Source organism: Brenneria rubrifaciens, from assembly GCF_005484945.1.
GTDB lineage: Bacteria > Pseudomonadota > Gammaproteobacteria > Enterobacterales > Enterobacteriaceae > Brenneria > Brenneria rubrifaciens.
This window is the reverse complement of the sequence record NZ_CP034035.1, coordinates 408,606-422,932: the sequence shown is the minus strand read 5'-3', so window position 1 is coordinate 422,932 and position 14,327 is coordinate 408,606. Positions and strand designations below refer to the sequence as shown.

At 52.8% G+C, this 14,327-nt stretch carries 11 protein-coding genes and 1 pseudogene; 5 read left to right on the top strand and 7 right to left on the bottom strand.

The window, feature by feature from the left end; genetic code table 11:
• Positions 1-319 precede the first annotated feature (319 nt).
• Positions 320-1,579 carry a tyrosine-type recombinase/integrase gene (locus tag EH207_RS01955; protein ID WP_137712506.1) on the top strand — a complete coding sequence of 420 codons (1,260 nt, stop codon included), beginning with the start codon at positions 320-322 and terminating at the stop codon, positions 1,577-1,579.
• Positions 1,580-1,659: 80 nt separating this feature from the next.
• Here EH207_RS01955 and EH207_RS01950 read toward each other — a convergent pair whose 3' ends face one another.
• The 3 genes from EH207_RS01950 to EH207_RS01935 all read right to left on the bottom strand — a co-directional run bounded on the left by EH207_RS01950 (position 1,660) and on the right by EH207_RS01935 (position 4,700).
• Positions 1,660-1,848: a hypothetical protein gene (locus tag EH207_RS01950; protein ID WP_009114544.1), complete on the bottom strand. Its 189-nt coding sequence runs from the start codon at positions 1,846-1,848 to the stop codon at positions 1,660-1,662.
• 71 nt (positions 1,849-1,919) lie between these two features.
• Positions 1,920-3,040 (bottom strand): IS3 family transposase gene (locus EH207_RS01945; protein WP_137712505.1). Its coding sequence is split into 2 segments (ribosomal slippage): positions 1,920-2,782 and positions 2,782-3,040, totalling 1,122 coding nucleotides; the frame shifts between segments, so codons are not numbered across the junction.
• 1,222 nt (positions 3,041-4,262) lie between these two features.
• Positions 4,263-4,700 (bottom strand): DUF29 domain-containing protein, encoded by a 438-nt coding sequence (locus EH207_RS01935; RefSeq protein ID WP_137712504.1) that lies wholly within the window; start codon positions 4,698-4,700, stop codon positions 4,263-4,265.
• Positions 4,701-5,879: 1,179 nt separating this feature from the next.
• Between EH207_RS01935 and EH207_RS18235 the strand changes: the two genes are divergently transcribed.
• The 4 genes and pseudogenes from EH207_RS18235 to tyrS all read left to right on the top strand — a co-directional run bounded on the left by EH207_RS18235 (position 5,880) and on the right by tyrS (position 9,965).
• A complete protein-coding gene (locus tag EH207_RS18235; protein ID WP_217496113.1) occupies positions 5,880-6,038 on the top strand; it encodes a hypothetical protein in 159 nt (52 codons plus the stop codon).
• Positions 6,039-6,330: 292 nt separating this feature from the next.
• Positions 6,331-7,221 carry an integrase domain-containing protein gene (locus tag EH207_RS01930; RefSeq protein WP_137712503.1) on the top strand — a complete coding sequence of 297 codons (891 nt, stop codon included), beginning with the start codon at positions 6,331-6,333 and terminating at the stop codon, positions 7,219-7,221.
• A gap of 113 nt (positions 7,222-7,334) precedes the next feature.
• Positions 7,335-8,167: pseudogene (locus tag EH207_RS01925) on the top strand (helicase RepA family protein); the annotation flags it as partial.
• Between the two features lie 595 nt (positions 8,168-8,762).
• Positions 8,763-9,965 carry a tyrosine--tRNA ligase gene (gene tyrS, locus EH207_RS01920; RefSeq protein WP_137712502.1) on the top strand — a complete coding sequence of 401 codons (1,203 nt, stop codon included), beginning with the start codon at positions 8,763-8,765 and terminating at the stop codon, positions 9,963-9,965.
• A gap of 10 nt (positions 9,966-9,975) precedes the next feature.
• Here tyrS and EH207_RS01915 read toward each other — a convergent pair whose 3' ends face one another.
• The 4 genes from EH207_RS01915 to EH207_RS01900 are packed head-to-tail and all read right to left on the bottom strand — an operon-like array spanning position 9,976 to position 14,314.
• Positions 9,976-10,767 carry a TylF/MycF/NovP-related O-methyltransferase gene (locus EH207_RS01915; RefSeq protein ID WP_137712501.1) on the bottom strand — a complete coding sequence of 264 codons (792 nt, stop codon included), beginning with the start codon at positions 10,765-10,767 and terminating at the stop codon, positions 9,976-9,978.
• Entirely contained in the window at positions 10,764-12,410 is a 1,647-nt protein-coding gene (locus tag EH207_RS01910) for a B12-binding domain-containing radical SAM protein (RefSeq protein WP_137712500.1), read from the bottom strand. Before EH207_RS01910 ends, EH207_RS01915 begins: the two co-directional genes overlap by 4 nt.
• Positions 12,411-12,419: 9 nt before the next feature.
• Positions 12,420-13,403: a phytanoyl-CoA dioxygenase family protein gene (locus EH207_RS01905; protein WP_137712499.1), complete on the bottom strand. Its 984-nt coding sequence runs from the start codon at positions 13,401-13,403 to the stop codon at positions 12,420-12,422.
• 26 nt (positions 13,404-13,429) lie between these two features.
• On the bottom strand, positions 13,430-14,314 hold the full coding sequence (locus EH207_RS01900; protein WP_137712498.1) for a phytanoyl-CoA dioxygenase family protein: 885 nt from the start codon (positions 14,312-14,314) through the stop codon (positions 13,430-13,432).
• Positions 14,315-14,327 lie beyond the last annotated feature (13 nt).

Below are 14,327 nucleotides of genomic sequence, written 5' to 3'. Positions count from 1 at the left end.
AAACGAACCGGGCATTTCTTTATCGCATGTGACCCATCATTCTGATCTATCTATTAAAATACGGGTCAATCCACGGGTCTTGACAATAGATGCGGTTAAAATTTATGCTGTATTTCAACTTAATAGAAAGCTGAATGATCCCGAGTCCGGGCACCATATTTTTGTTTTGGGACGTTCCTATGCGTCCGGGAACATAGAAAAATCAGTAAGTTGATGAAAATCTGGAGTACCTCAAGGTACTACCAGATTTTTTGACATCCGTAGTTTTTGGGGGCTTAATTGGGGGCCTGTCGGTTCGATAAACTACGGAGCCCCCGCCATGCCTCTGACTGATACCGCCATCCGCAACGCCAAGCCGCTCGATAAACCTTACAAACTCAGCGACGCGCAGGGCTTATACCTGCTGATCAAACCTAACGGTTCCAAGCTCTGGCATCTTAAGTACCGCTTCGGCGGCAAGGAGAAGAAGCTGGCGTTTGGCGCTTACCCGACTGTCTCGCTGGCAAATGCCCGTAAACTGCGTGAAGAATCCCGGACTATTCTCAGCGCGGGGGACGATCCCGGCTTAAAAAAACAGCACGACAAACAGGCGAAGAAAAACGGCAATACCTTTGAAGCCATTGCCCGTCAGTGGGTGGCCGCGAATATTCGCTGGACTGAGGCACACACCGCCAAAGTCTTGCGCTCACTGGAATTGCACGTTTTCCCGCTCATCGGCAATACCCTTATCACCGACCTGAAAACCGCAGATCTCCTGATCCCGCTACGGGTAGCGGAGAAAAAGGGCTGTCTGGAAACGGCTGCACGGATACAGCAACGCACGACAGTCATCATGCGTTACGCCGTACAGGAAGGACTGATTGCCAGCAATCCGGCCAATGACCTCTGCGGCGCTATCACCCCACCACCGAAAAACCATTACCCTGCCCTGCCGCTGGAAAAATTGCCGGAACTGCTGGAACGAATCGAAGGCTATTCCGGCAGGCTGCTAACAAGGTTGGCGGTACAGCTTAATTTGCTGATCTTTATCCGCTCCAGTGAATTGCGTTTTGCCCGTTGGACGGAGATCGATCTGGATAACGCCATGTGGACACTTCCCGCACAGCGTGAGCCTATAGCTGGCGTGCGTCACTCAGAGCGGGGCGCAAAAATGAAAACGCCGCATCTGGTGCCGCTGTCAAAACAGGCGGTAACGGTACTGAAGCAGCTAAAACTGTTGTCCGGCAACGGGGATTTACTCTTTCCCGGCGATCACGATCCACGTAAGCCAATGAGTGAGAACACCATCAACAAGGCGCTGCGCACGATGGGCTATGATACACAGGTGGACATTTGCGGACATGGCTTCCGCACAATGGCCTGTAGCGCGTTGATTGAATCAGGTCGCTGGTCAAAAGATGCCGTGGAGCGGCAGATGAGCCATCAAGAGCGTAACCACGTTCGCGCCGCCTATATCCACAAGGCGGAGCACCTCGACGAACGCACGCAGATGATGCAATGGTGGTCGGACTATCTCGACGCCTGCCTGCATCAGTTCATCCCGGCTTATCGCTTTGAGAAGTCGATTAAGGTTGCCTGAGCCAGACTGATGCACCAATGGAAATAGAATAAGCCGCGGCAAAATATTACTTTGTAACGGCTTATATAATTTTTTAAAAATTATTTTTTCTCTAACCCTTTAATTTTATGAATGATGTTTTTAACATCGCCATGTTTTGTATTTGAAGGAAGATTGTTTTTTAACAATGTTCTGTTTGCTGCTGTCTCGCGATAGCCATGCTTGCTTAAAAGATCATTTAATTCATAGTCTTGATCTTTGTTTACAAAGTCCCAGTCTGATTTAGACATTCTTTCTCCTTTTAAAATATTAATAATGTCAGAGTAATCAATTGACCTGCCCCCAGTGTTAGATACAACGATCAGTTAGTAATATCGGTTTGTTTACCTTCTAATTTTCCATTTCTCCAGCCTGCTGCAAATTCAGACGGTGTCTGGTAGTTCAGCGAGGAATGAGGTCTGCACTCGTTATAGTCCTGCCGCCAGTCATTGATAATTTTCCGGGCATGAAGAATATCGCTGAACCAGTGCTCATTCAGGCACTCATCCCGAAAGCGACCGTTAAAGCTCTCAATAAATCCGTTCTGAGTTGGCTTACCTGGCTGGATTAATCGCAACTCAACACCATGCTCAAAGGCCCATTGATCGAGAGCGCGGCAGGTAAACTCCGGGCCCTGATCGGTTCTTATCGTCGCAGGGTAGCCACGAAACAGCGCAATGCTGTCCAGAATGCGTGTCACTTGCACGCCTGTAATCCCGAATGCTGTGGTGATCGTCAGGCACTCCTTCGTGAAATCATCCACACAGGTAAGGCACTTAATCCGGCGACCGCTGCAGAGTGCATCCATGACAAAATCCATTGACCAGGTCAGGTTCGGTGCATCCGGGCGCAGGAGCGGAAGCCGCTCAGTCGCCAGCCCTTTACGACGCCGTCTGCGTTTTACGCTCAGGCCATTAAGGTGATAGATGCGGTAAACCCGCTTGTGATTAACGCAAAGACCTTCACGCCGCAGAAGCTGCCATATACGCCGGTAACCAAAGCGGCGGCGTTCAAATGCAATCTCAGTGATGCGCAGGGATAGCTGCGCGTCAGCAGCCGGACGCTGGGCCGAATAACGGCAGGTTGACAGGGACAGGCCTGCCAGCCTGCAGGCACGACGTTGCGACAGACCCGTTGTCTCACACATGACTTCCACGGCTTCCCGCTTCTGGTCTGTCGTCAGAACTTTCGGCCCAGAGCCACCTGAAGCGCCTCCTTATCCAGCATGGCTTCAGCGAGTAGCTTCTTGAGACGGGCGTTCTCCTCTTCAAGGGACTTGAGTCGCTTTACTTCGGGGACTTCCATGCCGCCAAACTTCTTGCGCCATGTGTAAAAGGTGGCGTCTGAAATAGCATGCTTGCGGCAGAGTTCCCGGGCAGAAACCCCGGCTTCGGCCTCGCGGAGGATACTGATGATCTGTTCGTCGGAAAAACGCTTCTTCATGGTGACGTCCTCATGTGACTTATGAAGACATTACTAACATCGGTGTGTATTAATCAACGGGGAGCAGGTCACAATTAATGGGCCATTAACACAACAAATGACTCATACTGTATATAGATGAAGATCTGAATAATTCAAGTATTACAGAACGTTTCTTTCGACATGGCAGAAACCATACTAACGTACTGGGCGTGTTTTTATGGCTTTTCAATTCCTGTGCCATTCAGGAATTGAAAAGTGGCGTGAGGCGAGTAAATGCCATTTCGCAGAAATGGCTAATTTGCGTCGCCCGAACCCACCCGCGAGCGTTCGCCCCCAGGGGAACCGAGCAGGCCGGGGGGAGCCGAATAAATTTTGCCGCCCCAGCGAGCAAAAAGACGCGCCCACGCGTCGGTTTATTTGGGGGGCTTGCCCCGCATACCGTCGCCGCTAAGTCTCCGGCCACAAGCCGGTAGCGTGGCGCGACCAACCCATTTAAAGCCGCGTTTCCCGTTATTTCGCACCGAGCTTGCGAGAAAGAGAAATAACAGGCTAAAACGCGCGTCTTAAAGGGGTTGGTCGCGCGTAGCGGGCGACGGTGTGCCGCCGTTGACGTTGGGGGTTTTGGCGCGGCGTCCAGCCGCGACATTACCCCCATGCGACAGTCCATAAGGGCGTCCAGCCCGCGTGAACTGGCGCACGCCGTTCGGGCCGGGAGGTAGACTTCCCGGCGCATGCCCGCAACGCGGCTACCTCACGAGCCCCATGCTTTCGCCCCGCCTTTTCGCCCAACACTGTGGGGCGAATTGATGGGGCGATGCTGTGGGGCGAGATGCAGACAAAGGAGGCAACATGATTTAAAACACGCTTGTCGCTTCACTATCGTCGATAGTAACTGGCGCGCTGACCTTGATTGATGTTATGCAACAACATCAAGTGATGCAAACTGGGTTAATCAATTCACGCGTCGATAGTGTATCGGAGTCGCTATAGAATGCTGTGCTCCTCGCCATACCACATCTGAGAGCGTGATAGATCCACGAAACGATGCTCATCCTCACTGAGTGCTTGTAATGCTTTCACGCCATCCACCCTTTTTCTGGCGGCAATATGAGCGTCAAAATCGTCCGCCCCCCATTGCGGATGCTCTCCTTTAACCTAATTAACAACGCATTACGGTTGATCAGAAAAATACCGGCCCGAAGGCCGGTACTATTGATGAAATACAAACGAGCGCGGCTTATCACTCCGGGTAAAAATCCGGGCTCATAATTTGTTCTGCGGTCCAGAGACAGGAAGCCGGAAATTTTTCCAGACCGATGCCCGTTTCTTTTGATGCTAACGCCAATGCATCAAACCAGGTATCTTCCAGCCACTCCGGATCAACCAAAGTCGCTTTCAGACTGGGAGTTTTCTTAAGGCGGCGTTCAATCAGGCCACGTTGCCCCTGAATCGTCAGTTCCCAACTCACACCACGATGAGTTGACTGGAATTGCCATTTCAGAAGATGAGCCAGTAAAACCGCCATCCGGCTAGCCAGTTCGCGTTTTTCACTTTTGCCCACGTCTTCTATCTCCTCGGCAATGTTTTCGATATCAAGCTGACTGAGTTTACCGGCACGGAGTAGCGCAGCCTGTTCATTAGCCCAGGCCACCACGTCGGTATCATAATGAGTTCCCATGGAGCCTCCTGTGAGTTAACTGAAAAAATACGAACAGAACAACATCGTATGTCGAAGTATACCATACAGACTTTCGCAGAAAGCATGGATAACTGATTTCAGCATGTCGTAGCCGCATGCAATCAGTGCAAGGATGACGATGATCTTGTAAAACAAGTCCTCCTGTTAAAATAGCAGGTACGATGAAGTGTATCACGATGGAAAACGATGGTGTCGCTGTGAATATGCTGCATCCGTGCCGGGGCACGTTGTCCGCCATGTGATGCGGAGCGGACCGGATCTGCGTGTGAAAGCACGCCGCAGCCCTGAAGATCCTGGCTGCCTGGGTGGGCTGATAACATCAGCGTCAACGGCACCATGCTGCCTGACGATTTGTCGGCAATCACCTGACAATAAGGTGCGTGATCTCACCGCTTTTATGGAAGGACAGCTGGCTGATTTAGCGTGGGGAGATGCGGGTTCGCCGACTTAATTTATGCAAGAGATCCCTATCCTGGAATTTACTGACCGGTGGAAGAGGTGTTGTTTCAGTCGAGGGGCTAACTGATGGCGGGCAAAACAGACATTTCCGGCGACGCGCAGGCGACAGGCTAAACGGAGTACAAACCACCCGGTACGCCACCGGAAATGCCCGAACACATTTTTACCTGAATGCCGTCACACAGACAAGACCTGATGCTGCTATGCGTAAACAGAATGCAAATCGCCTGGGCTAAATCACTCCTGTTCAAGACTGAAGGACAATTCGTCCTCGTTTGCCTTTAAATAGCTCCGGGTAGGGCGTGTGTCACTGGTTTACTCAAGCCCTACCCGGATAACAAGCGAAGCGCGTTAGCGTCGTGTCAATTGTGGGCAATGCTTGCGCCCGCCGCCAAATGGTTGTATAAAATTCATGCGAAACGCTGTTTGTTGACAGCACCCCAGGCAGCCCAGGTCTTTAAGGCTGCGCAGACCGGTCCCCCCGGCTGTGACCTCTCCCCGGCCTGCCCACACACCGTTAACGCAGGCGCATGCGTTGCCGCATGGGTGTGATGTTGTTAGCCGGGCTTACTGCCCCCCTTGATTTCACCTCAGGTGCTCATCTGGCTTTTTTCAGGGCAATCGACTCCGCTTGCCCACTTTTTTATCTGCTCACTGCACCTTGCCACCGTGGCCTCTGCCTGGCGGCGCCTTATCCTTATGCGGCAATCACTGCTCCCGGCCCACTGCGGCAATACGCCTTTTCACCGGCCCGCGGGCGGGACGGTCACTTTAAAGCGACAGCGCAAAGTGACCGTCTCCGCACTGCCGCAGCCCGCCCTTGTCCGCGCGGCGTCTGCCGCAACCGTCACCATCTGACAGGCCTCTCAGGCCTGCGATTATCCCCGTCAACCATCGACTACTAAGGAGGAAAAAGACCGAATACCGAGGCAGGCCGGAAGGCCTGGGGAAATATCCTGACACGCGTCAGGCGGCCGCACCGAGTGCGTCACCGTACCCCGCAATACCTCACCTGACACCCCGCCCCGGTGCAGGTATTCGTCTTCAGGACCGCGTCACCGGGGAAAGGTCAGTACCACTACCCATTGCCATTGGGTAATGGCGTGTATGAGTACCTGAAACAGACGGACAAGGTATGGGAGACATTTTTATGTCGACGCTACAACGGGAATTAACCCGGCTGGCTCGCCAGGCGGGTGGCAGTTACAAGACGGTGCATGACCGCACCGGCATGGCCCGGCGGTTTGTGCAACACCTGCGCGCCCTCAACATCCAGTCCCGCAGCGTGGAGCAGATTAAAGCCAGACACATTGAAAGCTATATCGAGGCCCGTAAGGCCGAGGGCATCGGTGCGCGCAGCCTGCAAAATGAAATGGCCGCCATCAGGACGGTGCTCCATACGGCCGGACGCGACCGGCTGGTGGAAGACCACCGTCTGAGCAACGCAACCCTGGGTATCAGCGGGGCCAGCCGGGCGGGGACCAAAGACCCGCTGCCGGACACCGTGTTTGACCGCGTTTATCAGAACGCGCTGGCGCGCGACGCCGGACTGGCGGCCACGCTGCAACTTCAGCGCCTGCTGGGGCTACGGGCCCAGGAAGCGGTCCAGGCCGTGCTGTCGCTGGACACCTGGCGACATGAGCTGGACGCCGGGAAATCCCGGCTGACAATCACCTTCGGCACCAAGGGGGGACGCTTGCGGGAAACCAGCGTCATTTACCCGCAGCAGGTCAACGCGGCCATCGACACCGCCCGGCAGATTGCCGCGCAGCGCCACGGTCGGCTGATTGACCGCCCGGCACTCAAAAATGCCATGGACTACTACCACTATCATCTTCGCCAACTGGGACTGACCGGGCGACAGGCCTCCCAAAGCCTGCGCTATGCCTGGGCGGTGGACAGCCTCAGTTGGCACCGCCAGCAGGGTGCCGGCCATAAAGACGCGTTGGCGCGGGTGGCGATGGACCTGGGGCACGGTGACGGGCGCGGGGAGTTTGTGAAACGGGTGTATGCCCAACAGCCCGCAGGAGGAAAAACATGAGGCCAGCCAGGGGAAAGGCCCACAGAGACGCCCGCCCGGACGGGGAGGTATTGCCGTCCGGGCGGCGCTGACATTTTTCTGCCAAACGCTGTTAGATGACCGTGGAGGTCCGTATGAAGCCACCCTTGCTGGTTGACCAGCAGAAGTCCCCCTTCACCACCACCCTGCCTTTGCATCCTGGTTCGCAGGGCTACGACACCCGCCAGGATTACCTTATCAAGGGGCATTTACCCAGTTTACGGCCCCAGCGGCTCGTACAAGTCCTTCCTGGCGGTGTCCTGGGCCTGCCATATCGCCACCGGCATGCCCTGGGCGGGACGGCGGGTCACGCAGGGCTCGGTGCTGTATATTGTCGGAGAAGGCGGTATCGGCGTACCGCGGCGCATTAAGGCCTGGGAAAACACCTTTAATGGCGACAGCCCGGTCAGCAGCCTGTGGCGCATTGACTGCCCGGTTTTCCCGGCCAGTCCGGAAAGCGCGGAGCTGGTCGTGATGGCCGCACAGGATGTGCAAAGCCAGACCGGGATGGCGGTCCGGCTGATTGTACTCGATACGCTGGCGCGTTGTTTTGGCGGCTCGGATGAGAACGCCGCCCGCGATATGGGCGCATTTATTCAGGGCTGTGATTATTCAGGGCTGTGATTATATCAAGGCAAAAACCCGCGCCACGGTGCTGATTATCCATCATTCCGGCAAAGATGAGGACAAAGGAACACGCGGCTCCAGCGCCTTCCGGGCGGCATTGGATGCGGAATTTAACGTCCGGCGCGAAGAGTCAGGGCCGGGGCTGGTGCTGAGCTGCACCAAGATGAAGGATGCGGAGGAGCCGCCGCGCCAGGCCTATGCGTTAAACCGGGTGCCGCTGTACGCGGATGATGACGGAGAGGAGATTGTGTCCCTGGTGCTGAACGATGAAGGCCACCGCCCGGACCGGCCCTCGGAGCCCCGATACATCGCGGCGTTGCCGCGCTAACGGGGCGAGACGTACCTCGGCCCAGGACATTGCCGGTCAGGCCGCATGGCTTTGCAGGGCGTGCGGGGTTCCGTGGATTTTGCTAATCCTCAACCGGCTTCGCCGGGTCCCGGCGGCCAGCAGCCTTGCCACCCTCTGCAACGTTCTTTGCCGCCTGCCATGCGCTGGTGCGCATTACCATCCCAGGAACACGCTTTGCGGAAATGAAGCCTTTTCCGTCGCGAGTAGCCAGAGTATGAGGTGGGGGACTCCGGGGGAAAACCAAAAAAAATGGCTAATCTCCCCACTTTACGGTTGTCTAGGCACAGAGTAAGTGGGGGAATGAAAAAATATTTTAAAATCAATAAGATGACCATTCCTGGACAGACGTAATGAGGGAGGATGTGGGACGGTATTATTTTGGGGGAACATGGGGGATTGCTTTATGATGTCGCGAGGTTCTTGAATCTGTACTGTATCAAGCTCAACCGATGCCGCGCAGAAGCTATTTTTAAATTGTACTCTGGCTCGACAGGAACGTACTTAAGAAAATAACGTTAACTGCCTGTTAACTCTCCTGAGAATGTCAATGAACACTGATAATGATATTGCAGTATTGGCTTCAAATATTGCCATAATGGAACCCTCTGATGGGCTTGAAAAGAAGCTTGCACTAGCCGCAAAAGAAAATCGTAGACTGGTCATTAAGCTTGGATTCGACCCTACTGCACCTGATCTTCATCTCGGGCATGCTGTTGTATTACGTAAATTGAGGCAGTTTCAGGACGCTGGTCACAGTATTGTCATTATTATTGGTGACTTTACTGCCTCTATTGGTGATCCGACGGGTCGCAACAAGCTTCGTCCACCATTAAGTGAAGAACAAATAGCTATTAATAGTCAGACCTATATCGACCAGCTCGGCCGAATTATAGATATTTCCCGTATAGAAGTACGCCGCAACTCCGACTGGTTCAGAAAAATGCCTTTTTCTGAAATCATTGGGCTTGTTTCCCGCGTCACGCTGGCACAAATGATGCAGCGTGATGATTTCAAAAACCGATATGCCGCATCCTCCCCTATTCATCTACACGAGCTCCTGTATCCAGTGCTTCAGGGATATGACTCTGTGATGATTAACGCGGACATTGAGCTTGGTGGTACGGATCAGCTCTTCAATAACATGGTAGGGCGTATGCTACAGGAGTCCTTCGGAAGTGAGGGACAGTCGGTCATCACTATGCCTTTGCTCGAGGGGCTGGACGGCAAGGATAAAATGAGTAAATCGAAAGGGAACTATATTGCGTTAACAGACAACCCTGAGGATATGTACGGGAAAGTCATGTCGCTGCCCGATCATCTCATTTTCAGTTATCTCAGCCTGGCCACGAATGTGCCTGCAGAACACATCATTGAGGCCAGAGAGCAGGTGGAACGGGGAATGAATCCCATTCTTTTAAAAAAGGATCTGGCACACAAGATAGTTGCAATCTACCATGGTGGCGAAGCGGCTGACACTGCTGGCAATCACTTTGAGCGGGTATTTCAACAACACAATCCCACCGAAGAAGACCATCTTCCCCTCAATCTTGAAGGACATGCGCACCTGTCACTGATTGATCTCTGCAGCCAGGCCCTTGCCGAAATGAGCCGCTCTGAGATCCGGCGGCTTATCCGTTCGGGGGCAGTAAGGATCAATGCCCACAAAGAGACCGATGAACTGGCAACGATTTATCCGGAGCCAGGCATGCTCCTTTGGATGGGTAAACGTCACCGTTTTATCGTCAGGTAGGCGCAGACATCTATTCCGTAAAAGGCCGGGTGATTTTTATCAGCTTGCCTTTCCTTATACCTTCAAGAATGGGAGGCTCAGTTTTCAGTTCCTCCCGCCAAAACTGTTCATCCTCCAGCAGTTCCAGAATAAGTGGAAGATGCCCATCCTGTGAGTAAATATTCCCTCCTGGCGCGAGACAGGGATAGAGGCATCGCAGGCATTCGCGGGTTGAAAGCAGCAGGTCCACATCCAGAAATGCCGTGGCAACAGGCCTGGACCAGTGATGCATGGTCTCTGAAAACCATCCAGGTACAAACTCGCATATTGTTATGTCACCATACTTTTCAACGTTTGCCTTCACTTCTTCCAGCGAGCCGCAGAACTCACCTTCACGAAAAACAACCTCACGGCCTTCAATACTCATACCGTGTTCCTCGTTATGGGCGGGCAATCCCATAAATGAATCAAAAACCACTAACGGTCTCCCAGCAATAGCGGCGGCCAAGCTGAACTTGGCGGTGCTTGAACCTTTGAAACACCCCGCCTCAACCACACATCCTGGACGGCTTTGCGTAAGCGAGAGAATTTCGGTGCAGAACGAAAGAATATCTTGCGTACTATGTGGGCTGATGAGTTCATTAGAGATATGATAGTGACTTTCCACAATAGCGCGTCGCTGTTCACTGGTGGCATGTATTGCGGTATTTGTCATAAACAGTTCAACCAAATCCTTGTGGGGATCTTTTCCTTCACGCAGCATCGCCTGTATCTGCTCAGGAAAGCAGGGAACATAGCTACTTGCGAACGACTTGGTGTTCATGCGGAATCCCTCATTTCATATTCAGATAACAATCCTCTATTCTCGATAAATTGAGAAAGCCGCTTTGCTCGCTGCCTGACCTCTGGAATAGTAGCGCCACTGGCAAGCTCCCTGACTCTTTGTCGCTGCAGGGAACACCAGGATAATGCTTCGTTAAGGCGGGTGGGATAAACATAGCGGTGGACTCTTTCCAGCAGTTCTGGCCGGAGTATGAACTCACAATTGACCATCGCATACAGTTCATTAAGCTGATCTTTGGTTACGGCCTCCGCAACAGTTGGAAGCCCGTAGGGAGCAGACGCGCCAAAGAGATCAGGCCGGGGCCGAATGTTCATTTTTGTTCCCCCGTCACCCAGTTCCTGCAGTAATGGGATTCGCCTCAATGCACGTTTGTACTCTGTTGTTCCGATATCCGGCGTCAGTATTGCTGTTGCCAAGAAGAAAATAGGCAGTTTCAGCACCCGATCCAAGTCATCCAAAATACTGGTTATAGTGTCATGAGGCGCACCGATGATATAGCCGCAGACAACACCTATGCCGGCGGCATCCAAGACAGTGACCGCATTAATGTTCATCTCCACCGTGGTGGCCTTGTTGTAATAGTCGAGGCTTCGCTGGTCCATAGATTCCAGGCCCAGAAAGACCTTGCGGCAACCAGCGCGGTACATGCGCGCGGCGAGATTGGCATTCATCACTTCCGAGCGGGCATTGCATGTCCATAATATATTGTAATTTGATAGCATTTCGAGCAGCTCATCCAGGCTCTCGTGCTGAAGAAGATCATCATCATGAAACTGAATAGAGTCGTTCCCGAATTGCAAGAGATACCTGATGTCACCTTCGATTAATTCAACCGGTCGTGAAACAAGCTTGCCATGAATGAGATAGGTTGAGCAAAAGGTGCATCGAGCTCTACAGCTTTGGGTACAGATATAAATCTGCTGGGACTCACCAACGGCCTTCCACCATCGCTCGCGAGACTCGCCGGCCAGAGTGGTGTCATCCTGGATAAGCTCATAGGCAAATGCTGGCGAGGGAATACTAGCCAACGATTTATCAAAAACGGTGGCGCCCATGGTGACTTTCCCATCACGCACAAAACAAATGCCCCGGGCCTCTTCTCCTTCGCCAAAGTCGGGCTTAAGAAACGTGGAGAGTGTATGCCTGAGAGCACCGCCCCCTTCACCTCTCACCACTAAATGGGCAAAATCTATTTCTGGTGCAACCGTAGGATGTGCGCCGCCAACCATGATACAAAATTCTTCGGGGTCCATGAGGGAAACCATGGCTCGAGTACGTTCAAACGCAAGTGAATAGAGGCTAATAAGCACAAAGCGAGCACAGGCGGGTCTCAGCCACTCGGAAATAGCGGTGGCCAGCTCCGCATCTCCGCTGTAATTATCCTCATCAAAATATTTTATGTAAGGTTTGAAAGGGATTAGCCCGTGCTCAGCGTCCACTTGGGCAGAGCGGGCTAGATTTAGCAGGCCCAGGGAGGCATAACGAGCGGCAAATTTATCCTGACGTTTATCCGCCGCACCTAGTTGGGTAGTCCGAAATCCATGATGCACCAGTGCCAGCCTCGGTGGACCCTCTGAGACAGAAAAAGTACCTGATTTTTCGAGCATAGAGATATCAAACATCTTTACCTCCTAGGCGCAAAGCGGGCTGCGATCATGTTTATCCCAGCGATCAAACTTGGGATGTGGCTGACCGGCCAGCGCGAAGCGGGCGTTATGCCAAGCTTGTACCCAGGATGCATGATCTTTGAGCTCAGACACTGGATTATTTCGGCTTCTTGCCACAAACCCGGGGAACCATTCTCTGCCCGTTGGTTGGCCAGTCGGGCAATATCGTAGGTCGAAACTCCACCGTCCTCCTCGACTTGCATTGGCCAGAGACGCATGCATGGTCAAGGGGTGAAGAAAAATCGCATCACCCGGCCTGACAGGAAGAGCGACAAAATCTTCACCGACGAGTTCGTCAGGTATCCCCTGGAGGTGTGGTTTATCGCAGTGATGTACCAATCCGCCTTTGTGACTGCCTGGTACCACAATAAGGCAGCCGTTCTCTTCGGTCGCCTCGTTGATAGGCAACCAGACACCCAACATGGACGTTCTGTCTGCATCCGGGGTTACGACTGCCAGGTCCTGATGCCAAAATGTTTTTCCGGTTAGTGTGAGTGTATGGCTGCGCGTTTCCTGGGTGATATTTTTCTGGGGTGGCTTGATTCGCATGTGCTGCACCGGGACGGAATAAATCTCAGGCCCGATGATTTGCTCTATGGCATCCAAAAGCCGGGGATGGCGAAGCAATCGGAAAATGGTTTCATCCAGATAAAGTGGTGAGTCCTTACGGATAGTGTCTTCAACAGGCAGTGTAATATCGAGACTCTGAAAGCAATTACCATCCGTCTGGCGCATCAGTGAAAGCATCTTATTTTCAGTTGTATCATGCGGTTCATAAGTACCGATGGTGCCATCCGCCAGCCATTTTTCCGCCAGGCTGTCGCAGTATGCATCATAGGCAATCATGACTGGGTTTAAGACCTCGTCCGGCGAAAAGACATTTTTTAGAACCGCATAGCCGTTTTCGTGATAGTCGGCAGCGATACGGTTAATACCAGTCTGTGACATAAATCAGCTCCGTCGGTTAGTGTGGTTCAGCTCTGGCTCAGTGCATCACGGGATGCATCCTGGAGTTCATAAAGTGATTTGGGAATGTCTTTCGGGGTGTAAATATCTGGTGCTGGCCCGCCGAAGCGGGCTGTTTTCTTTCGCTCACCTCGTAAATGATGGGCACAGGCTTCCATAGAAATCAGTTGAGTCCCGGTGTAAAGCGGAAAAGCGTCCGTTGCACGATATTCAAATATCAATGTGCTCCGGGGAGCATCTGACGTATTTGGTGCTGAGCGATGAGGTGTGAACGGATGCAGAAAAATCACACTACCTGCGGGAGCGGCCAGGCTCACGGGTCTGCCATAAATGCGCTCGTTCATATCTTCAGTTATCATGCCGGCAAAACTGCCATCCGCAAGCGCATGATCAAAGGTTCGGGTATGCAACCCCGGAAGCACTTCGAGGCAACCGTTTTCAGCGGTAGCGTCATCCAGGTAGATGAGTACACCCGTCAGGCTGTCATTTGTGTGCGGGAAGTAGGTATAATCCTGATGCCATTCAACAACAGAGCCGACTTTGCGCGGTTTCATATTCAACTTACTGTGTTGTAGGGCGATATCCGGGCCTATCAGCGCCTGCACATATGCCATTATACGGTCATCAACCGCCGCCAGACGAAAAGACTCATGTTGCTCATACGGATTGAAAATACGACGAGGGACTTGATGGCCATCCACCGTACCTTTTTCGAATTCAAGTACATGCTCATACTTGCCGGAGCGCAGCGAATCCTCGGTTAACTGGTGAATTACACTGTTGAGGTCCTTAACCCAGGTCGGGTCCAGCAGTGATTCTACAAGCAGGTAACCATCCCGGAGGTACTGTTGTTTCCGGATATCATTGACATGGAGAAATGCAGGATCGTTCATAACGAGTCTCCTG